This window comes from Raineyella sp. LH-20 (assembly GCF_033110965.1).
In the GTDB taxonomy this organism is placed as follows: domain Bacteria; phylum Actinomycetota; class Actinomycetes; order Propionibacteriales; family Propionibacteriaceae; genus Raineyella.
Genome location: NZ_CP137003.1, coordinates 3,390,696 through 3,410,738 on the forward strand (window position 1 = coordinate 3,390,696; position 20,043 = coordinate 3,410,738).

Here is a 20,043-nt window from a genome sequence, read left to right on the forward strand (position 1 = left end):
GAAGTCCGCAACAATGCGGGGGCGAACGCTGTGCTGGCACAGACGGTGCATCATCGACCCCACGCCGGGTAGGTCAGACGTGCAGGGTCAGATCCCGCCGCGAGCCGGAGCCCAAGCCGGGGTCGGATAACACCGGGGTCAGATAGCACCGCGCGCCGGAACGAGGGCAGGATCAAGCCGTACGCCCGTATCGCTGGCCGCACCGACCTGTGGCAGCGGGTCAGGACAGCAGGTCAGGCCGTACGCTCGTGCCGCTGGCCGCGCTTGGTGGTCTTCGCGCGGCTCAACAGCTCCGGCTTCGCCCCCTCGGTGATCACCTCTCCGTCCACCACGACCTGGGTGATGCTTTCGTCGGAGGGCACGTCGTACATCACGTCGAGCAGGGACTCTTCGAGGATGGCGCGCAACCCACGGGCCCCGGTGCCACGCTCGAGCGCGGCGTCGGCGACCGCCGCGATGGCGTCCTCGGTGAACTCCAGCTCGACACCGTCCAGCTCGAACAGCCGCTGGTACTGACGGACCAGCGCGTTGCGCGGCTCGACGAGGATCCTCACCAGTGCCTCGCGATCCAGCGGCGCCACCGTCGCGATCATCGGCAACCGGCCGATGAACTCGGGGATCAGCCCGTACTTGTGCAGGTCCTCGGGGCGGACGTCGGAGTACGGGTCGGGGTTCTTCGACATCCGCGACGCCAGGTCGTTGTTGAAGCCGAGCGGGCGCTTGCCGACCCGCTCGTTGATGATGTCGTCCAGCCCGGCGAAGGCACCGCCGACGATGAACAGGACGTTGGTCGTGTCGATCTGGATGAAGTCCTGGTGCGGGTGCTTGCGGCCGCCCTGCGGCGGGACCGAGGCGACCGTGCCCTCGAGGATCTTCAGCAGCGCCTGCTGCACGCCCTCACCGGACACGTCCCGGGTGATCGACGGATTTTCCGACTTGCGAGCCACCTTGTCGATCTCGTCGATGTAGATGATCCCGGTCTCCGCCTTGTGCACGTCGAAGTCCGCAGCCTGGATCAGCTTCAGCAGGATGTTCTCGACATCCTCACCGACGTAGCCGGCCTCGGTCAGCGCGGTCGCATCGGCCATCGCGAAGGGCACGTTCAGCATCCGGGCCATCGTCTGCGCCAGGTACGTCTTGCCGCACCCGGTCGGGCCGATCAGCAGGATGTTGGACTTGCCCAGCTCCACCCCGTCCTCCTCGGCGGCCCGCCGAGGAGTCGGGGCGTTCTGAGCCTGCACCCGCTTGTAGTGGTTGTAGACGGCGACGGCGAGGGTCTTCTTCGCCCCGTCCTGGCCGATCACGTACTCATCGAGGAAATCACGGATCTGCTGTGGCTTGGGCAGTTCGTCGAAGGTGCCGGTCTCCCCGCTCTCCGAGAACTCCTCCTCGATGATCTCGTTGCACAGCTCGATGCACTCGTCGCAGATGTAGACGTTGGGTCCTGCGATGAGTTTCTTGACCTGCTTCTGGCTCTTCCCGCAGAAGGAGCACTTCAGCAGGTCACCGGTCTCCCCGATGCGCGACATGACTGTTCGTTCCCCTCGTGACCTAAGCGTCCTTGAGGGACTTCAGCACGTCGTCGATCAGACCGTATTCCTTGGCCTCGGCGGCGGTGAGGTACTTGTCCCGGTCGACATCGCGGCTGACCTGGTCAACCGTCTGGCCGGTCGCGTCGGACAGCATCCGCTCCATCAGGGAGCGGATCCGCAGGATCTCGTTCGCCTGGATCTCGATGTCGGACGACTGACCGTACGAGGTCTGGCCCATCGACGGCTGGTGGATCAGGATCGTCGAGTTCGGCAGGGCGAGCCGCTTGCCCTTGGTGCCGGCGGCCAGCAGCACCGCTGCGGCGGAGGCCGCCATGCCGAGGCAGATGGTCTGCACGTCCGGCTTGATGTACTGGATCGTGTCGTAGATGGCGCTCATCGCGGAGAAGGAGCCACCGGGCGAGTTGATGTAGATGCTGATCGGCCGCTCCGGGTCCATCGACTGGAGCACCAGCAGCTGGGACATCACCGCGTTGGCGATGTCGTCGGTCACCGGGGTGCCGAGGAAGATGATCCGGTCCTCGAAGAGCTTGGTGTACGGATCGACACGGCGGACGCCGTACGACGTACGCTCCTCCCACTGCGGGATGAAGTAGTCCATCTGCGGCCCGACCGGGGCGGCTCCCCCGGCGCTCAGCGGGGCGCCACCGAACGGCGACAGGCCCGCGGGCTGCAGGGCCTCGTGCCGCTGCTCCATGTCGAACCGTGCGAGATGCTGCTTGTCCATGGTCGTCCTCCTCACTGGTTCGGGGCGTCGTCGCGGTCGGCGGTGATCTGGGACGCCTTCTCGTAGACGGCGTCGATGAAGCCGTACTCGAGGGCCTCCTGCGCGGTGAACCACCGGTCGCGGTCGGAATCGGTCTCGATCTTCTCCAGCGGCTGGCCGGTGTGCTCGGAGATCAGCTTGGCCATCTCCTTCTTGGTGGCCAGCAGCTGCTCGGCGTTGATCTTCACCTCGGTGGCGGTGCCGCCGATGGCGCCGAGCGGCTGGTGCATCAGGATCCGGCTGTGCGGCAGAGCGTAGCGCTTGCCGCGGGTGCCGGCGCTGAGCAGGAACTGGCCCATCGACGCGGCCATCCCCATGGCCACGGTGGCGACGTCGTTCGAGATCCACTGCATGGTGTCGTAGATCGCCATGCCCGCGGTCACCGATCCACCCGGCGAGTTGATGTAGAGATAGATGTCCTTCTCCGGGTCCTCGGCGTTCAGGAGGAGCATCTGGGCGCAGATCGCGTTCGCGTTCTCGTCCTTGACCTCCGAGCCCAGGAAGATGATCCGGTTCGCCAGGAGGGACTGGTAGACGTTGTCCGCCATGCCGAGTGGGCTCGCGCCGTTGGCGGCGAGGGGGCTTCCCTGATTCACGTTCACGACCCCGAACCTACCGGCCCGTCGCGCCAAAACGGACCCCATCCGCCCCGTGTTCGCTATGGGCAGACGCACGACGACGGCGGCCGCCCCCCGAAGGGAACGGCCGCCTGGGATCGTACGATCAGCGAGCGATCACTTGGCGGCGGCGTCCGCCGCGGCCTCGTCGGACGCGCCGGCCTCGGTGGTCTCCTCAGTGGTCTCGGCGTCATCGGCCTCGACCAGCTCGGCCTCCAGAGCGGAGGTCGCCGGAGCGTCCACCACGGCAGCGTCGACCTCGTCACCCTCGGCGGTCGCCGCGAAGGTGCCGTCGGCCTGCAGGTTGGCCACGTCGACGACGTTGCCGTCGGCGTCCTTGACGGTGGCGGCACCGAGGATCAGCGAGAGCGCCTTCGAGCGGCGGATCTCGGTCATCCACTCCTGGGTGTGGTCGTGCTCGAGCATGTGCTGCATCTCCTGCTCGGGGGAGGTGCGGTTGGCACGGGCCCGGGCGAAGAGGTGCTCGGTCAGATCGGTCTGCTCGATCTGCACGTCGTGGTCCTCGGCGATCTTGTCCAGCACCAGCTGGGCCTTGACGGCCTGCGCGGCACGATCGGCGAGGGTCGCGCGGAACTCGTCCTCGGTCTCGGCCTCGTCCTCGGAGTCCGCGAGGTACTGCTTCAGGGTCATCCCGGCCTGGGCGAGCTCCTGGTCGACCTGGTTGTTGCGGGCGTCGACCTCGGAGGCCAGCAGCTGCCCGGGCAGCTCCATGTCGATCTGCTCGACGACGGCCTCGAGCACCTTGTCCCGGGCGGCGTTGGCCTGGTCGACGCGGTGCAGGCGGGCCAGGTTCTCCCGCAGGTCGTCGTACATCTCCTCGGCGGTGTCGAACTCGGACACCATCTGGGCGAAGTCGTCGTCGACCTCGGGCAGCTCCTGCTCCTGCACCTTGGTGACGGTCACCTCGATGTCGGCCTCCTGGCCCATCGCCGCGCCACCGACCAGGGTGGAGGTGAAGCTCTTCGACTCGCCGGCGGACATCCCGACCAGCGCCTCGTCCATGCCCTCGACCATGCCGCCGGCACCGACGCGGTAGGTGACGCCCTCGGCCTCGCCGCCCTCGACCAGCTCGCCGTCCTTGGTGGCCTTCAGGTCGAAGGTGACCAGGTCACCCTCGGCGGCCGCACGCTCGACCTCGGTGTTGGTGGCGAAGCGCTCGCGCAGGATCTTGACCTGCTCCTCGAGCTCCTCGTCGGTCGACTCGACGGCGTCGACCTCGACCTCGATGGAGTCGAAGGCGGGGATCATGAAGTCCGGACGGACGTCCATCTCCGCGGTGAACTCGACGGTCTCGCCGACCTCGAGCTTGGTGACCTCGATCTCCGGCTGGGTCAGCGGCACGAGCTCGTGCTCGGTGACCGCCGAGGAGTAGAGATCCGGGAGCGCCTCGTTCAGGGCCTGCTCCAGCGCGACACCCGGGCCGAACCGCTGGTCGATGATCGCCGCCGGCACGTGCCCCGGACGGAAGCCGGGAATCTGCACCTGCTGCGCGATCTCCTTGTAGGCCTTGTCCAGGTGCGGCTTCAGGTCGGCGAAGGGCACCTCGACGGTGATCTTGGCCCGGGAGGGGCTCAGCTGCTCAACAGTGCTCGGCAAGACGGATACTCCTGAATCGATGGACACAGGGCGACGGCCGGTTGGTCGCCCCCTCACGTCATGGTGTCCGCAGCGGAGTCTCGCCCGGCGCAGACAGGATGTCATCCTAGCGTGACGCCGCCGCACCGCGGAAACCTGGACTTGGTCACCGCACCGGCTCGCCGCTACACTCCAACAGTTGCGAGCGGCGGACGGATGACCGCCCGACCCGTACGATCATGGTGCGTACGGCGGTCGTCGTACGTCGCAACATCACCGTACGGTCCGTCCGTACAACCGGACGTAGCGTAGTGGCTAGCGCGCCTGCTTTGGGAGCAGGAGACCGCAGGTTCGAGTCCTGTCGTCCGGACTCTCGAAATTCCGCTCTGATCCCGCGTCATGACGCGGCGCGAGGCCGCATCACGCCCAGGCTCACACCCCGACCGGTCGAGCCCGCCTCGGGTCAGGCGGTCGGCCGCTCGCGGTCTGCTTCCGCGAGTTGCTCGTAGAACCTCTGGTGCACCCAGTGCCGCTCACCGAGCAGGTCGATCTCCGTCCAGTGCCCGGACGTCGGGCCGAGTCGGGTGCTCCGCGGCACCGTACCGACCAGCGACCGAGGGTCCGCTCCCCCGGACAGCTTGGTGCTCTCCAGGACGTAGAGGGCGTCGTCGGTCACCGCGACGCACCGGTACTTGTTGCGGAACATCGTCAGCCCGGTCAGGTACGTGATGATGAAGTACCCGAAGTTCGGTGCCGACTGGGCGATGAACGCCTGGCGGATCACGCTCCCGGGCGGCAGGAGCGGGGTTGCTCGTTCGACGAGGTCTGCGCGAGGTGCCACGGGCGACATCATCGCCTCCACCCACCGGGCGAGCAACGCGACGCGCGGCCGTCCACCCACCTACCCCCTCGTCGAGGTACGCCCGACCGGGGCCGGCGAACCGATCGATCCCCCAGTGTCAGCGCCCCACCGGGGCGATCGGCACGACAGCACCGCCCACGTCGACCCGACCCGGTCTCGTCACCACCGCATCCACCCCGAAGACCACCTCGTTGCCCTGTCGGCGATAGGCCGCCAGTGCCCGCAGGGCGTCGGTGCGTCGGATCCCAGTGGCGGGGTCGAGGTCGATCACCTGGCAGCGTGGAATGGCGCCCCGCACCTCGATCTCGGCCTCGCCGAGGGCGAAGCGCCGGCCGATCCAGCCGTCCTCGCAGTGCGGTGTGTCGGTGTGCACGGTGAACGTCGCGCGCAGCTGGGCGTCGTGCACGGACGCACCGACCCGGCGGGAGAGCTCGTCGAGCGAGCCGGTGGTGACCAGACTGACGCACGCACCGTAGACGACCTCGCCCCTGGAGGACCGGGCGAGCACCACCTCGTGACCCAGGTGCGCGGAGAATGCCGCCGCCCACGGCCCGTCGAGGATCTGGAGCGAAACACGCCGACCCCAGTAGTCCAGCACACGGGTCTCGCCGGTGGGTGTCGGCACACCGGCAGCGGTCCCCCCGGGCAGCGTCACGGACAGCACGCCGTTCTGCCAGGTGGCGTCGGCCTGCATGAGGGTCGGGTTCTCGACCGTACGGAGCACCCGATCCCGCGCCGGATCGACGAGACAGAACACCCGGTCGCCGACCGGCCCATCCGGAGCGAGGTCGACAGACGACCGGCTCCGGTGGCGAGTCCCCTTCAGCGAGGTGAATCCGATCCGAGAGACGTACACACCGCCACTGTCACACGCCGCCGGTGACGGGCGGGCCGTGGGCCTCACGCCGGGTCGGGCCGAACCGCCGCCCGGGTCGCCTCCAGCGCCACCGCCAGATTGTCGAAGCGCTGCTGGGCCACCCGGACGAAGAGGAAGTCGACGACCGCCAGCTGGGCCATCCGGCTGGCCATCGCCGCCGCCCGGAACTGCGCCTCGCGCACGGAGGTGGTCAGCACCACGTCCGCCGCGCGAGCGACCGGCGAGTCGGGCACGTTGGTGAGGGCGACGGTCAACGCCCCCGATCCGCGCGCCACCCGCAGCCCCCGAACGACCTCGTCGGTGGCCCCCCGGAAGGACGCCCCGACAGCCACCCCGCCCGGCCCGGCGAGCGCCGCGTTGGCGAGTTGCACGTGGGTGTCGGCGGAGAACAGGAACGGACAGCCGATGCGCTGCAGCTTCTGGGAGAGGTCCTCGATCACCAGGCCACTGGCCCCCACCCCGAACCCCACCAGCCGGTCGGCGCGCGCCATCGCCACCGCGGCCCGGTCCAGCGCCTCGAGATCCAGCGCGAGCGCGGTGTGCTCGATCGCCCGGGCCTCGTGGAAGGCCAGCTTGGTCACCACGTCGAGCGCGCTGTCGGCGTCGTTGATCTCCCCCTCGGCGATGTTCGACTGCTCCAGTTCGAGCGCCCGCCGGGACAGGTCGCCGGTGAGTCGACTGCGCAGCTCCGGCAGTCCCGCGAACCCCAGCGCCTGGCTGAACCGTACGACGCTGGCCTGCGACACCTCGGCCCGGTCGGCCAACTCCGAGATGGAGGCCACCGCGGCAGCCTCCGGATCGGCCAGCACGACCGCCGCCACCCGGGCCTCCGCCGGCCGCAGCCGTGACCTCGCCGCCCGGATCTCCTCCACGACGTCGACCATGGCGCCCCTCCCTTCACTGTCCCGCCGGACAAGTCTGACACGTCCGCAGGCACCTCTGAAAGAGACTTTCACATGTCGCTTAAGATGTGTATCTTACTTACACAGTCAGTGCCGACCCACCCGAAGGAGCGCCGTGACCGGATCCCCATCCCCGGACCTGCACATGTCGACCACCGAGGCCCACAACCCCCGGACCCGAGAGCTCGACACGATGAGCATCCACGAGTTCCTCACTGTGATGAACGACGAGGACCACCGCGTACCGGACGCCGTCAGGGCCGCCATCCCGGCGATCGAACGGGCCGTCCGGGAGATCTCCGGACGCCTCCGGGCCGGCGGTCGGCTGATCTACCTCGGCGCCGGCACCAGCGGGCGGCTCGGCGTCCTGGACGCCGCGGAATGTCCGCCCACCTTCGGCACGGACCCCCGACTGGTGATCGGTCTGATCGCCGGGGGCACGCCCGCCCTGACGACCGCGATCGAGGGCGCCGAGGACTCCGCACAGCTGGCGGCGGACGATCTGACCGCGATCGACCTGTCGGCGGCCGATGCCGTGGTCGGCATCGCAGCATCCGGCCGTACGCCGTACGTCATCGGTGGCTTGGACCACGCCCGCTCGCTGGGGGCGGCGACCGTCTCGATCGCCTGCAATCCGGGCGCCGCGGTCAGCCGGCACGCCGAGGTGGCGATCGAGGTCGACAACGGCCCCGAGGTGCTCACCGGCTCGACCCGGCTCAAGGCGGGCACCAGCCAGAAGCTGGTGCTCAACATGATCTCGACCGCCACCATGGTGCAGCTCGGCAAGGTCTACGGAAACCTGATGGTCGACGTACGTCCCACCAACGAGAAGTTGCTCGACCGTGCCCTGCGGATCATCGTCGACGCCACCGGTTGCGACCGCGCCACCGCGCAGGCCGCCTTCCAGGAGGCCGACGGCCACGCCAAGACCGCCATCGTGGCGATCCTCACCGGGGTCGACGCTCCCACCGCCCACGCCCGCCTCACCGCCGCACGGGGGTTCGTGCGCCACGCCGTCACCCCCGACCCCCTGCCGTCATCGTTCACGCAAAGGAGCACTGATGACTGACCGGTACACCGACATCGCCGACGCCCTGATCCCCCTGCTCGGAGGGGCGGACAACATCGACGACATCAACAACTGCATGACCCGGCTGCGGGTCAGCGTCGTGGATCCGGAGCTGATCCAGGGCGACGCCGTGCGCGCGGTCCCCGGCGTGCTGGGAGTGGTGGAGGACGAGACCTACCAGATCGTCCTCGGCCCCGGCGCCGTCACCAGGGTCGCCGAGGAGTTCCGCCGGTCGGTCACCGCGCAACGTACGTCTCCTGCTGGTGCCGCGGCCGACACGACCTCCGACGCCGAGCGGCTGGCCCAGAAGGGCGCCGCGATGAAGGCGGCCCAGAAGGCGCGCAACAACACCCCGATGAAGAACGCGATCCGCAAGATCGCCAACATCTTCGTGCCGCTGATCCCCGCCCTGATCGGCGCCGGCATCATCCTGGCGATCCGCGGCCTGCTCGCCAACTGGCAGACCGCCGGTGGAGCACCCGACTGGCTGGGCGCCCTGCTGCCCGCGCTCAACGTGATCGGCTCCGCGTTCCTCGGCTACCTGGCCGTCTTCGCCGGGATCAACGCCGCCAAGGAGTTCGGCGGCACCCCGGCACTGGGCGGCGCGGTCGCCGCGATCATCGTCGTTCCCGCAGTGGCGAACATCCAGTACACCCTGCCGCTGGTCGGTCAGGTGCACCTGAGCCCCGGGCAGGGCGGCGTGATCGGCGCCATCTTCGCCGCCGGGCTGTGTGCCTGGCTGGAACGGTTGCTGCGTGGCCGGATCCCTGACGCGATCGACATCCTCGTCACGCCGACGGTGGCGCTGCTGGTCTCCGGTCTGGCGACCATCTACGTCTTCATATTCGTCGCCGGTGTCATCGCCTCGGCGATCGGCGCCGGGGCGGTCTGGCTGCTGGCGCACTCCGGGGTGTTGGCCGGCTTCGTCCTCGGCGGCACCTTCCTGCCCCTGGTGATGCTGGGCCTGCACCAGGCCCTGGTGCCGATCCACGCCACCCTGATCGAACAGCTCGGCTTCACCCCGCTGTTGACCATCCTCTCGATGGCGGGCGCCGGCCAGGTGGGGGCCGCGGTCGTGGTCTGGCTGAAGCTGAAGCGGAACCGTTCGCTGCGCCGTACGATCAAGGGCGCGCTGCCGGTCGGCGTACTGGGCGTCGGCGAACCGCTGATCTACGGCGTCTCCCTGCCGCTGGGCCGCCCGTTCATCACCGCCTGCATCGGTGGTGCGTTCGGCGGTGCGGTGGTCGGCGCCTTCAACCAGTTCGTCGCCCCGTTCGGAGCCACCGCGATCGGTCCCTCCGGGCTCGCCCTGCTGCCGTTGCTGCAGAGCGACCGGGGTCAGGGATACGCCATCCTCGCGTACGTCACCGGTCTGCTCGTCGGCTACCTGGCAGGGTTCGTCGCCACCTGGTTCTGGGGAATGCCGCCACAGTTGATCGCCGAGCACAACCGCACCGACGAGGAGGCGGCCACCCCGCAGCCCGCCCGCGCCCTCACCGGGGCGAACGCCACCCGGGACCTCCCGGCACCGGCCTCCCCCACCCAGATCTCCGCGACCCCGGAGTCCTCGACGGCCACCCGCGCCCGCTGACCGGTCGAGCGTCCGACTCGGCGACGGGACCCTTCCCTTGGGGGATTGGTCCCGTCGCCGTGTCAGTGCCTGCGCCGTGTCAGTGCCTGCGCCGTGTCAGTGCCTGCGCCGTGTCAGTGCCTGCGCCGACATCAGACACCGGTGTGCCGGGCACGGGCCGCGTCCGTGTCGTCCGACAGGGTCGCGAGGAGTCTTCTGTCGAGTCGGCCCGGGCTTGCCTCGTACGGCCCCCGGCGACCACGATGGGCGACGTGGCACCACGGTGCCACCACCGGACGCGTCGCCACCGGACATGCCGCCACCGGACATGCCACCAGACCGTGTCACCGCAGGACCGCCGGGCAACGAGAGGGAGACCACCATGGCCAAGGATGCCGGGACCGACGTACGGTCGGCTGAACAGCACATCGCGGACAGCCATGACCTGATCCGTGTCCGCGGCGCCCGGGAGAACAACCTCAAGGACATCGATGTCGACCTGCCCAAGCGCAGGTTGACGGTGTTCACCGGGGTGTCCGGGTCGGGCAAGAGTTCGCTGGTGTTCAGCACGATCGCCGCCGAGTCGCAGCGGCTGATCAACGAGACCTACAGCGCGTTCGTCCAGGGCTTCATGCCGACGCTGGCCCGTCCCGACGTCGACGTGCTCGAGGGGCTGACCACCGCGATCATCGTCGACCAGGAACGGCTGGGGGCCAACATCCGCTCCACCGTCGGCACGGTGACCGACGCCAACGCGATGCTGCGGATCCTCTTCAGCCGACTGGGCCGACCGCACATCGGGTCCTCGCAGGCGTTCTCGTTCAACATTGCCTCGGCCCACGGCGCCGGAGCGCTGACCGTCGACAAGGCCAACGCCCGCGCGGAGCGCAAGGAGTTCGCCATCGTCGGCGGGATGTGCCCGCGCTGCGAGGGCACCGGCTCGGTCACCGACTTCGACCTGACCGCCCTCTACGATGCCGACAAGTCGCTCAACGACGGCGCGCTGACCATCCCCGGCTACAGCATGGACGGCTGGTGGGGCCGGATCTTCCGCAGCAGTGGCCTGTTCGACCCGGACAAGCCGATCGGGAAATACACCACGAAGGAACTGCACGACCTGCTCCACAAGGAGCCGACCAAGATCAAGGTCGAAGGCATCAACCTGACGTACGAGGGCCTGATCCCGCGGATCCAGAAGTCGTACCTGTCCAAGGACGTCGACGCCATGCAGCCGCACATCCGCGCCTTCGTGGAGCGGGCGGTGACCTTCCAGACCTGCCCCGAGTGCGACGGCACCCGGCTGAACGCACTGGCCCGGTCGTCGACGATCGGCTCGATGAGCATCGCCGACGCCTGCGCGATGCAGATCAGCGACCTCGCCGAGTGGGTCCGTGGGCTCGACGAGCCGACCGTGGCGCCACTGCTGACCGGTCTGCGGGAGTCACTCGACTCGTTCGTACGGATCGGGCTGGGCTACCTCAGCCTGGACCGGCCGTCGGGCACGCTGTCCGGCGGCGAGGCCCAGCGGGTGAAGATGATCCGCCATCTCGGGTCCTCGCTCACCGATGTCACGTACGTTTTCGACGAGCCGAGCATCGGTCTGCACCCGCACGACATCCAGCGGATGAACGAGTTGCTGCTCCAGCTGCGCGACAAGGGCAACACCGTCCTCGTCGTGGAACACAAGCCGGAGATGATCGCGATCGCCGACCACGTCGTCGACCTCGGTCCGAAGGCCGGCTCGGCCGGCGGCACCATCTGTTTCGAGGGCACTGTCGAGGATCTGCGCGGCGCCGACACCCTCACCGGACGCCACCTCGACGACCGGGCGCGACTCAAGGAGACCGTACGGTCCGCGAAGGGTGCCCTGGAGATCCGCGGCGCCTCGGAGCACAACCTGCGCGACGTCGATGTCGACGTGCCCACCGGCGTGCTGGTGGTGGTGACCGGCGTCGCCGGATCCGGCAAGAGTTCCCTGATCCACGGCTCGCTCGCCAAGCGGGACGGCGTGGTGGTGATCGACCAAGGCGCGATCAAGGGCTCGCGGCGCAGCAATCCGGCCACCTACACCGGTCTGCTCGACCCGATCCGCAAGGCCTTTGCCAAGGCCAACGGGGTCAAGCCGTCGCTGTTCAGCCCCAACTCCGACGGCGCCTGCCCGGCCTGCAACGGCGCCGGGGTGATCTACACCGACCTGGCGATGATGGCCGGCGTCGCGATCCCCTGCGAGGAGTGTGGCGGCAAGCGCTTCCAGGCCTCGGTGCTGGAGTATCGGCTGGGCGGCAAGGACATCAGCGAGGTGCTGGCAATGTCGGTCGAGCGGGCCGAGGAGTTCTTCGCCGCGGGCGAGGCGCGGATCCCGGCCGCACACACCATCCTGAAGCGGCTGGTCGACGTCGGGCTGGGCTATCTCACCATCGGCCAACCGCTCACCACCCTGTCCGGTGGCGAGCGACAGCGACTCAAGTTGGCGACCCACCTCGGCGAGAAGGGCGGCGTCTACGTCCTCGACGAGCCCACCGTCGGCCTGCACCTCGCCGATGTGGAGCAGCTGCTCGGCCTGCTCGACCGGTTGGTGGATGCCGGCAAGTCGGTGATCGTGATCGAGCACCACCAAGCCGTGATGGCCCACGCCGACTGGATCATCGACCTCGGCCCCGGCGCCGGCCACGACGGCGGCCGGATCGTCTTCGAGGGCACTCCGGCCGCACTGGTCGAGGCGCGGTCCACCCTCACCGGGAAGCATCTGGCGGCGTACGTGGGCGCGTGACCAGAGGCTGCCGTCGTCCCGAGGAGGAGAGACCGCCGGAACCTCGGCGCCGCCGTACCGGCCCCGACCCGGCCCGCCGGGCGCATTGGCCGACCGATACGTCGCCCGCTATAGTGGGGCACTGCGTCGCTGGTCGGCGCTCGCGGATGTAGCTCAATGGTAGAGCCCCAGTCTTCCAAACTGGCTACGCGGGTTCGATTCCCGTCATCCGCTCCACGCAAATGGCCTAGTCAGAGCCACATCACGGGACCCGGGCTCTCCAGCCAGTCCGGGACCAGCAGCTCCAGGCGGCCTGACAACCGCTGCGCGCGACCCGGGCACGGTCCCCTGGGAGTCCTTGCCCGGGCGTGCAGCGGACAGGAATCCTCCGCCGGTGGCCGGACCGGAGCCCTCGCCTGCCAGACCGTACTCGTGGTATGCATACCCTCCCGGTCGCCCGAGCGCGAATGAACACGAAGCGTACGGTCTGATACGCAGCGTACGGTCTGCGTCGCGGGACGGGGCACCGCAGGGCGACCCAGACCTGGACGAGCGCGCGGTGCGCCCGCCGAACGAGCGCTGCCGAGAACCTCCATCACCGGAAAGCCACGCCCCCTCCTGCCGACAAACCCCACCACGGGTACACACCGAACGGCGATGAGGCGAATTAGTACGCATTGCGTACGATCACTTCTGTGACCGCGCCCACACCCCAGTCCGGGTTCGACGCCGCCCAGATCGACACCCTGCGGCTCTCCGTGATCCGCATCGAGCGCAAGCTGCGCAAGAGCATGGGCACGGGCGGCATCACGCCGTCGCAACACTCGGCACTGTTCGCGCTGGACCGGCACGGACCGTTCCGCCTCGGCGAACTCGCCGACCGCGAACAGATCGGCAAATCCACTGTCACCCGGCTCGTCGCCGCCCTGGAAGCCAAGGGACTGGCCGTACGCACCGCCGACCCGCACGATGCCCGCGGCAGCATCATCACGATCACCCCCGCCGGGCACGCCCTGCTCACCGGCCTCGCGGAAGGGTCCAACGACTATCTCCGACAGCGCCTGGACGCCCTCGACGCCGCCGATCGGGACCGCCTGCTCGACGCCCTCCCGGTCCTCGCACGGCTGGCGGAGCGACCATGAGGGCGTACGTCGCAGCGACCTTCCGCTCCCTGCGACACCGGGCCTATCGGCTCTACTTCACCGGCCAACTCATCTCGACCATCGGCACCTGGGCGCAGAAGGTGGCCCAAGCGTGGCTCGTCCTCCACCTCACCGGCTCCGGCACCCTGCTGGGGATCACCACCGGACTCCAGCAGTTGCCCACCCTCCTGCTGACATCCTGGGGAGGAAGCCTCGCCGACCGCTTCAACCGGCGGACCGTGCTGCTGTGGACCAACACCTGCGCAGTGCTGCCGGCCGCCATCCTGGGCATCCTGGCCCATCTCGACCGGGCCACCGTGCCGGTGATCATGGTGCTGGCGGTGGCCAGCGGCATCGCCGACGCCTTCGACAAGCCGGCACGCCACACGCTGGCGGCGGACATCGTGCCGACCGAGGACATCACCAACGCCGTGGCTCTGAACTCCACCATGTTCAACGCGGGCAAGGTGGTCGGCCCGGCCGCCGCCGGCCTGGTGATCGGGGTGGCCGGCGTGCCGATGACCTTCCTGCTCAACGCGTTGTCGTTCGTCGTCATGATCGTCGCCCTGCTGCGGATCCGTCCCGACGACATCCGTGCCCGCGACGTCGCACCGAAGCAGACCGGCGCCCTGCTCGCCGGGCTCGACCACGCGCGCCGGACCCCGATCATCGCCGCCGTCCTCGCCGTGATGACGATCACCGGGCTGGTCGCGTACGACTGGAACACCGTCATCCCCCTGCTGGCACGGGACTTCTCCACCGACGCCAGCACGATCGGATTCCTCTTCGCCGCAATGGGGACCGGCGCCATCGTCGGCAGCCTCTCCCTGGCGGGCGTCCTGGTCGCGGCACCCCGCACCTTCCTCGCCGCGGGGATGGCCTTCGCCGTGGTGCTCGGTCTGGTCGCCGCCTCGCCGACGATGATCGTCACCCTGCTGGCGATGTTCGCGCTCGGCGCGGTCTCGACGACCTTCCGAGCCCTGGCCACCTCGCTGATCCAACTCACCTCCGAGCCGGCACTACGGGGACGTACGGTGTCCCTGCTGATCATCGCCATCAACGGCACCTCGACGATCAGCGGGCCACTCATCGGAGCGACCGCCGAGCAGCTCGGCGCGCGGACGACCGTCGCCCTCGGGGCGGCCATCTCGCTGCTCGCCGGATGGGGCGCCTGGCGCTACCTGGCACGGGTCGCTCCGACGGCCGTCCGGCGGATCACCGATCGCGATCTCGCCTGACGGCGGGCCTCACCGCCGGCGACGCCTCTGGAGGCTCGCAGGGTGATCCCACCCGACGATGAAAAGACCCCTTCCCAACCGCCCCCTCAGTCGTTAATGTGGCGAAGCTCACGCCCAGAATGAAGCTTCAACCTCCGTCTCCTTGGTTTAATGGACTTACCGATCAACCGAGGAGAGCATCATGAACGACACCGCGTACTGCGCCGCCGATGGCGTCGACCCACTCCTTCTCCCCACCGGCACGGCGCGTCTGGTCCGTGGCGAGGCCTGGGACCTGCAGGCCGGCGGCGTTCGCATCGCCCGGTTGATGGAGGCCCTGCGCAGCCCGTTCGCCCACGTGCCGCACCGTCACCTCATCCACCAGCCGGCGCACTGATCACCTGCGGGGCCGGTCACGGCCTCGCTCCTGGCATCCCACGACAGCCCTTCGTCACCCGGAGGGCTGTCGCGTTTCTGGTGATGCGGTGCTACTCGTGATGCGGCACTACTCGTGATGCAGTGCTACTCGTGATGCAGTGCCGCCACCACGTCCAGGCGGGCCGCCGACCGCGCCGGGATCAGCGCCGCCAGGACGCCGAAGACGACGCCCACCACGATCGTCAGCAGCACCCCGCCGTACGGGAAGGCGTACGGCATCGGCCAGCCGACGTTCTTCATCGCCTGGACCAGCGCGTAGCCCAGCCACACCCCCGAGATCACGCCGAACATCGTGCCGATCACCGACAGCAACAGCGACTCCGCGACGACCATCCGGCGCACCTGGCGCCGCGTCGAGCCGACGGCCCGGAGCATGCCGATCTCCCGGGTCCGGGCCAGCACCGACATCGCCAGGGTGTTCAGCAGGGCGAGCAGGGACGGCACCGCGAGCGCGGCGATCAGACCGTTGAAGATCCCGAGGGTGGCGTTGAACGTACGTTCCTGTTCGGCGCGCCACTCGGACGCCTCGTAGAGGCGGAATCCCGGGTAGTCCTGGACGATCCGGTCCAGCGCGGTCTTCGTCGCAGCCGGATCCGCACCGGGCAGCCGGTTCGCCATGATCAGCATGTCGGAGGTGACGTTGAAGTCGCGTGCGAGCATGTCCTGGCTGACGTAGATCGTCGACACCTTGGCGTTCAGGTAGTCGTTGCCGATGCCGGCGACGTGGTACGTCCGCGGGCCGTTGGGGGTCTCCAGGGTCACCGCCTCGCCGGGGATGAGCCCCTCCTGGCTGGAGAAGATGCCGTTGCCGATCAGCCAGCGCCCGGCACCGAGCTGGCCCACCGCGGCATCCGAGGAGCCGGGGTTCCAGTCCAGCGCAGCGACGCTGAGGTAGGCGGCAGGGTCGATGCCGATCACCTGGACGTCGCGCCCGTTGAGCTGACCGCGGGCGATGCGCAGGCTGGAGACCGGCCCGATGCCCGGGGTGTGCCGGATCTCTCGGCTCAGGGCGGGTCCGGCCGCGACGTTGCCCTGGCTCAGCACGATCGACTGCGGGATGACCATGTAGTCGGCGCTGAGCGACTTGTCGATGTAGCCGAGGAACCCGGCGAAGATCGACTGGATGACGGTCACCATCGCCACGATGGAGGCGAGCCCGAGCATCACCGCCGTCACCGTGACGGCCGATCGCCCGGGGTTGCGTTCCAGGTTCGACCGGGCCAGCGCGCCCTCCCGGGAGAAGACGATGTCGACCAGGTTGCCGAACGCCCGGGCCAGCGGGTTGACCACCGCCGGGGTGACCAGAGCGATGCCGACCAGGAAGAGCACCGCCCCCAACCCGATCATCGCCGGCATCCCGGTGACGAGGCAGAACACGGAGGCGATCAGCACCCCGACACCGATCCAGGCACGGACGCCGGCGGACGCGCGATAGGCCGCCTCGCTCACCGGGCGCAGCGCCTCCATCGGGGTGATCCGGCCGGCGGCCCGGGCGGGGATCAGCGCGGCCAGCAGGGTGACCCCCATGCCCAGACCGATCGCCTGGGCGTACGCCGACGGCTCGAAGACCACCGGTCCCAGGTCCAGGTGGACGATGGTGGCGAACACCGGCCGCATCGCCGCGAACAGCGTGGCCGCCATCAGGTAGCCGAGCACCATGCCCATCAGCGTCCCCAGCGCGCCCTGCACCAGGGCTTCCGCGAGGAACATCATCGTGACCGTACGTCGCCCGGCCCCGATCGCCCGCAGCATGCCGATGTCGCGGCGGCGTTCGGCGACCATCGTGCGGAAGCTGTTGAGGATGATGAACCCGGCGGTGACCACGGCGAAGACGCCGAACAGGGTGAAGGCGAACTGGCTGGTCTGCAGGGACGCAACGAGGGTCCCCGCCGTGGACAGTCCGCCCACGGTGTAGTCGCCGCCGGCGGCCCGGCGCACCGCGTCCTCCGCCTGGCCACGGTCGGCGCCGGGCGCCAGCGTGGCCTGCACCACTGTCACCTTGTCCCCCAGACCGAACAGCTGCTGCGCCGCCGTCAGCGGCACGTAGACCCGCTCCTGTCCGCCCACCGACGGGGTGGACAGCAGGCCGACGACGGTGAACTTCGTCGTCCCGACCTGCGAGGGGAGGGCGAGTTCGGCGCCGATCCGCAGCCCGAGCCGGTCGGCCAGGTCCGCGGCGAGCACCACCGACGTGGTGTCGGTGGTGGACAGCAGCCGGCCCTCGACGATCGGATAGTCGCGGATCCGTCCGGTGACCGCCGGATCGACGCCGACCACCGTCACGGCGCTGACCTGGTCGGTCACCGGCACGTCCCGGCGGACCGGCAGCGGCGCCTGCTGCTCCACCTCACCGGTCGCCAGCGCGACGCCGCCGACGCGGGAGATCCGGTCCAGGACGGCCGTCGAGAACGGCTGGGCCAGCGTGCTGGTCACGGAGAGGTCGATCTGACCCGAGGTCGACAGGATCGAGCGGTTGAAGGTCTGCATGATCGTCGGCAGGATGCCGTTCAGGCCGAAGACGAGCATCACGCCGAGAGCCACCGCCAGGCTGGTCAGCAACGAGCGCAGGCCGCGGCCACGCAGGTAGCGCCAGGCCAGCCCCATGCTGGCCCGGCTCGCGCCCCCGGCGCGACGGACCTGCCCGTTCACAGCAACCCCGCTCGCTCCATCGCCCGGACCGGCCCCTCCCGCGACCCGTCGAGCAGCAGGTCGTCGACCACCCGGCCGTCGTTCATCAGGATCAGTCGCTGGGCGTACGACGCGATCCGCGGGTCGTGGGTGACCATCAGCACCGAACGGTGCCATTCCGCGGCGACCTGGCGGAGCAGTTCGGCGATCTCGGTCGCCGATTTCGAGTCGAGGTTGCCGGTGGGCTCGTCGGCCAGCACGAGAGCGGGATCGGTGGACAGTGCGCGGGCGACGGCGACCCGCTGCTGCTGGCCTCCGGAGAGCTCGTCCGGGCGGTTGTGCAGGCGCTCGGCGAGCCCCACCCGGACCAGCCAGCGGGTGGCCCGCTCGTCGGCGTCGGCCGCCCCGTCGAGGGTCAGCGGCAGGGCGGCGTTCTCCACCGCGTCCAGGACCGGGATCAGGTTGAACGACTGGAAGACGAATCCGATCCGCCGCCGACGCAGCTCGGTGAGCCGGTCGTCGGGCAGCGTGGTCAGGTCGCTCCCGTCCACCAGCACCCGGCCCGCGGTGGGGGTGTCGAGACCGCCGAGCATGTTGAGCAGGGTGGACTTGCCGCACCCCGACGGCCCCATCACGGTGACGAACTCCCCCGGTGACACCGCGATGTCGACCCCGTCCAGGGCCCGGACCTCGCCGTCGCCCGCGCCGTAGACCTTGGTGAGGCCCTCGGTCCGGACGATCGTACGGTCGCTGTCCGGGTCGACCGGTGCTGCCGCCGGCCCCGCGGCCGGAGCGGTCACCGCGATGGTCGGCTCGCCGGCGACCACCGGATCCACGACGTCCGCGGGATCCGGCGACACGGTCATCTCCGGCGCCGCTGCCGGCTTCCTATCCCGCCACATGGACCGATGCCCCGTCCGTGAGGGACCCCAGCTGGGTGGTCGCGACGACGTCGTCCGCAGCGAGTCCGGCGGTGATCTGGGCGAGGGTGTCGGTGGAGGCGCCCACCTCGACCCGGGTGCGGTGCGCCGTGCCGTCGGTGATCGTGTAGACGTACTTGGCGGCCCCGTCGCTCTGCACCGCCTGGACCGGAACCACCAGCGCACCGGGGACGGACTCGGTCGCGATCGTGACATTGCCGCTCATCCCGAGCCGCAGGGAGACATCGCCCGGAGTCAGCGGCACCCTGACGACGAAGGCGGTGCCGCCGGTCTTCGTGCTCATCGAGGTGGTCGCGATCTGCGACACGGTGCCGTCGAACGGGTGTCCGGGGAAGGCGTCGAGGGTGACCGAGGCCTTCTGGTCGGGCGTCACCCCCGCGATGTCGGCCTCGTCGACCTGGGCGGCGAAGTCCACCGCGGAGAGGTCGACGATGCTGAAGACCGGTGCCGCGGTGGTGACGGCGGCACCCGCGGCCGCCTTCGGCCCGGAACCGTCGAGGGACAGCACGGTCAGCACGGGGAACGACACCACGCCGCCGGTCGGCGCGGTGATCGTCGCGTTCCGCGCGTTGTTCTGGGCGTTCGTCCGTACGACGACAGCGGCTGAGCGGGCCGCCGACGCGGCGCTCGAGGCGGCGTCGGCCGACTTCTCGGCCGCGTCGGCCGCGGAGAGCGCGGCGGAGCGGGCGGAGGTCTGGTCACTGGTGGCGTGTGGCATCGCGAGCGCCGCGGCACGTTGCGCCCGGGCGGTCGCGAGCTGTGCCTTCGCCGCCTGGCCCTGGGCGTCGGCCTGGGCGACCTGCGCGTCGGCCTGGGCAACGGCGGCCCGCATCGACGCCTGGTCCAGGGTGGCGAGGACGTCGCCGGCCTTGACGGTCTGGCCGTCGCTCACCCGGACGTCGTCCAAGGTGCCGGCGACCGGCGAGTAGACGGCCGTTCGTGAGGTCGCGTCCACGGTGCCGGGCGCCGAGACGCTGACGGAGAGATCCTGCACGGAGGCCCGTGCGGTGTTCACCGTCGGCTTGCCGGCCTGGCTCGAGAACGCGTACCCACCGCCGAGGGCGGCGAGGACGGCCAGCGTGGCGACACCGGCGATGATGCGCCCCTTCTTCATCTGCA

16 protein-coding genes and 2 tRNA genes are annotated in these 20,043 nt (G+C 69.6%); 8 read left to right on the top strand and 10 right to left on the bottom strand.

Annotation, left to right across the window (positions count from 1 at the left end; translation table 11 throughout):
• Positions 1-233: 233 nt before the first annotated feature.
• From clpX to tig, 4 genes are all read right to left on the bottom strand, one after another.
• Positions 234-1,529 (bottom strand): ATP-dependent Clp protease ATP-binding subunit ClpX, encoded by a 1,296-nt coding sequence (gene clpX, locus R0146_RS15030; RefSeq protein ID WP_317690665.1) that lies wholly within the window; start codon positions 1,527-1,529, stop codon positions 234-236.
• A 22-nt stretch (positions 1,530-1,551) separates the two neighbouring features.
• Positions 1,552-2,277 (bottom strand): ATP-dependent Clp protease proteolytic subunit, encoded by a 726-nt coding sequence (locus R0146_RS15035; RefSeq protein ID WP_317690666.1) that lies wholly within the window; start codon positions 2,275-2,277, stop codon positions 1,552-1,554.
• Between the two features lie 11 nt (positions 2,278-2,288).
• Positions 2,289-2,864, bottom strand: a complete 576-nt coding sequence (locus R0146_RS15040; RefSeq protein ID WP_317692432.1) for an ATP-dependent Clp protease proteolytic subunit — start codon at positions 2,862-2,864, stop codon at positions 2,289-2,291.
• Between the two features lie 186 nt (positions 2,865-3,050).
• Positions 3,051-4,550 (bottom strand): trigger factor, encoded by a 1,500-nt coding sequence (gene tig / locus R0146_RS15045; protein ID WP_317690667.1) that lies wholly within the window; start codon positions 4,548-4,550, stop codon positions 3,051-3,053.
• A gap of 276 nt (positions 4,551-4,826) precedes the next feature.
• On the opposite strand from tig, the gene R0146_RS15050 reads away from it, so the two are divergent.
• Positions 4,827-4,899, top strand: a tRNA-Pro gene (locus tag R0146_RS15050).
• 93 nt (positions 4,900-4,992) lie between these two features.
• Here R0146_RS15050 and R0146_RS15055 read toward each other — a convergent pair.
• The 3 genes from R0146_RS15055 to R0146_RS15065 form a co-directional block, all read right to left on the bottom strand.
• Positions 4,993-5,370 carry a hypothetical protein gene (locus R0146_RS15055; protein WP_317690668.1) on the bottom strand — a complete coding sequence of 126 codons (378 nt, stop codon included), beginning with the start codon at positions 5,368-5,370 and terminating at the stop codon, positions 4,993-4,995.
• 118 nt (positions 5,371-5,488) lie between these two features.
• Positions 5,489-6,247, bottom strand: a complete 759-nt coding sequence (locus tag R0146_RS15060) for an MOSC domain-containing protein (RefSeq protein WP_317690669.1) — start codon at positions 6,245-6,247, stop codon at positions 5,489-5,491.
• 44 nt (positions 6,248-6,291) lie between these two features.
• On the bottom strand, positions 6,292-7,152 hold the full coding sequence (locus tag R0146_RS15065; RefSeq protein WP_317690670.1) for a MurR/RpiR family transcriptional regulator: 861 nt from the start codon (positions 7,150-7,152) through the stop codon (positions 6,292-6,294).
• A gap of 163 nt (positions 7,153-7,315) precedes the next feature.
• Here R0146_RS15065 and murQ point away from each other — a divergent pair, with 163 nt between their 5' ends.
• From murQ to R0146_RS15100, 7 genes are all read left to right on the top strand, one after another.
• Complete coding sequence (murQ, locus tag R0146_RS15070) at positions 7,316-8,239, top strand: N-acetylmuramic acid 6-phosphate etherase (RefSeq protein WP_317692433.1); 924 nt, start codon at positions 7,316-7,318, stop codon at positions 8,237-8,239.
• Positions 8,232-9,830 carry a PTS transporter subunit EIIC gene (locus R0146_RS15075; RefSeq protein WP_317690671.1) on the top strand — a complete coding sequence of 533 codons (1,599 nt, stop codon included), beginning with the start codon at positions 8,232-8,234 and terminating at the stop codon, positions 9,828-9,830. Before murQ ends, R0146_RS15075 begins: the two co-directional genes overlap by 8 nt.
• A 361-nt stretch (positions 9,831-10,191) precedes the next feature.
• A complete protein-coding gene (locus R0146_RS15080; RefSeq protein WP_317690672.1) occupies positions 10,192-12,579 on the top strand; it encodes an ATP-binding cassette domain-containing protein in 2,388 nt (795 codons plus the stop codon).
• Positions 12,580-12,721: 142 nt separating this feature from the next.
• A tRNA-Gly gene (locus tag R0146_RS15085) sits at positions 12,722-12,795 on the top strand.
• A gap of 458 nt (positions 12,796-13,253) precedes the next feature.
• Entirely contained in the window at positions 13,254-13,700 is a 447-nt protein-coding gene (locus R0146_RS15090; RefSeq protein ID WP_317690673.1) for a MarR family winged helix-turn-helix transcriptional regulator, read from the top strand.
• A complete protein-coding gene (locus R0146_RS15095; RefSeq protein WP_317690674.1) occupies positions 13,697-14,938 on the top strand; it encodes an MFS transporter in 1,242 nt (413 codons plus the stop codon). Before R0146_RS15090 ends, R0146_RS15095 begins: the two co-directional genes overlap by 4 nt.
• A 181-nt stretch (positions 14,939-15,119) precedes the next feature.
• Positions 15,120-15,314, top strand: a complete 195-nt coding sequence (locus R0146_RS15100) for a hypothetical protein (RefSeq protein WP_317690676.1) — start codon at positions 15,120-15,122, stop codon at positions 15,312-15,314.
• A 125-nt stretch (positions 15,315-15,439) separates the two neighbouring features.
• Here R0146_RS15100 and R0146_RS15105 read toward each other — a convergent pair whose 3' ends face one another.
• Genes R0146_RS15105 through R0146_RS15115 form a run of 3 tightly spaced genes read right to left on the bottom strand, consistent with a single transcriptional unit; the run spans position 15,440 to position 20,038 of the window.
• Complete coding sequence (locus tag R0146_RS15105) at positions 15,440-18,004, bottom strand: ABC transporter permease (RefSeq protein ID WP_317690677.1); 2,565 nt, start codon at positions 18,002-18,004, stop codon at positions 15,440-15,442.
• A complete protein-coding gene (locus R0146_RS15110; protein ID WP_317690678.1) occupies positions 18,001-18,849 on the bottom strand; it encodes an ABC transporter ATP-binding protein in 849 nt (282 codons plus the stop codon). The genes R0146_RS15105 and R0146_RS15110 overlap by 4 nt, the downstream gene beginning before the upstream one ends.
• 22 nt (positions 18,850-18,871) lie before the next feature.
• On the bottom strand, positions 18,872-20,038 hold the full coding sequence (locus R0146_RS15115; RefSeq protein WP_317690679.1) for an efflux RND transporter periplasmic adaptor subunit: 1,167 nt from the start codon (positions 20,036-20,038) through the stop codon (positions 18,872-18,874).
• Positions 20,039-20,043 lie beyond the last annotated feature (5 nt).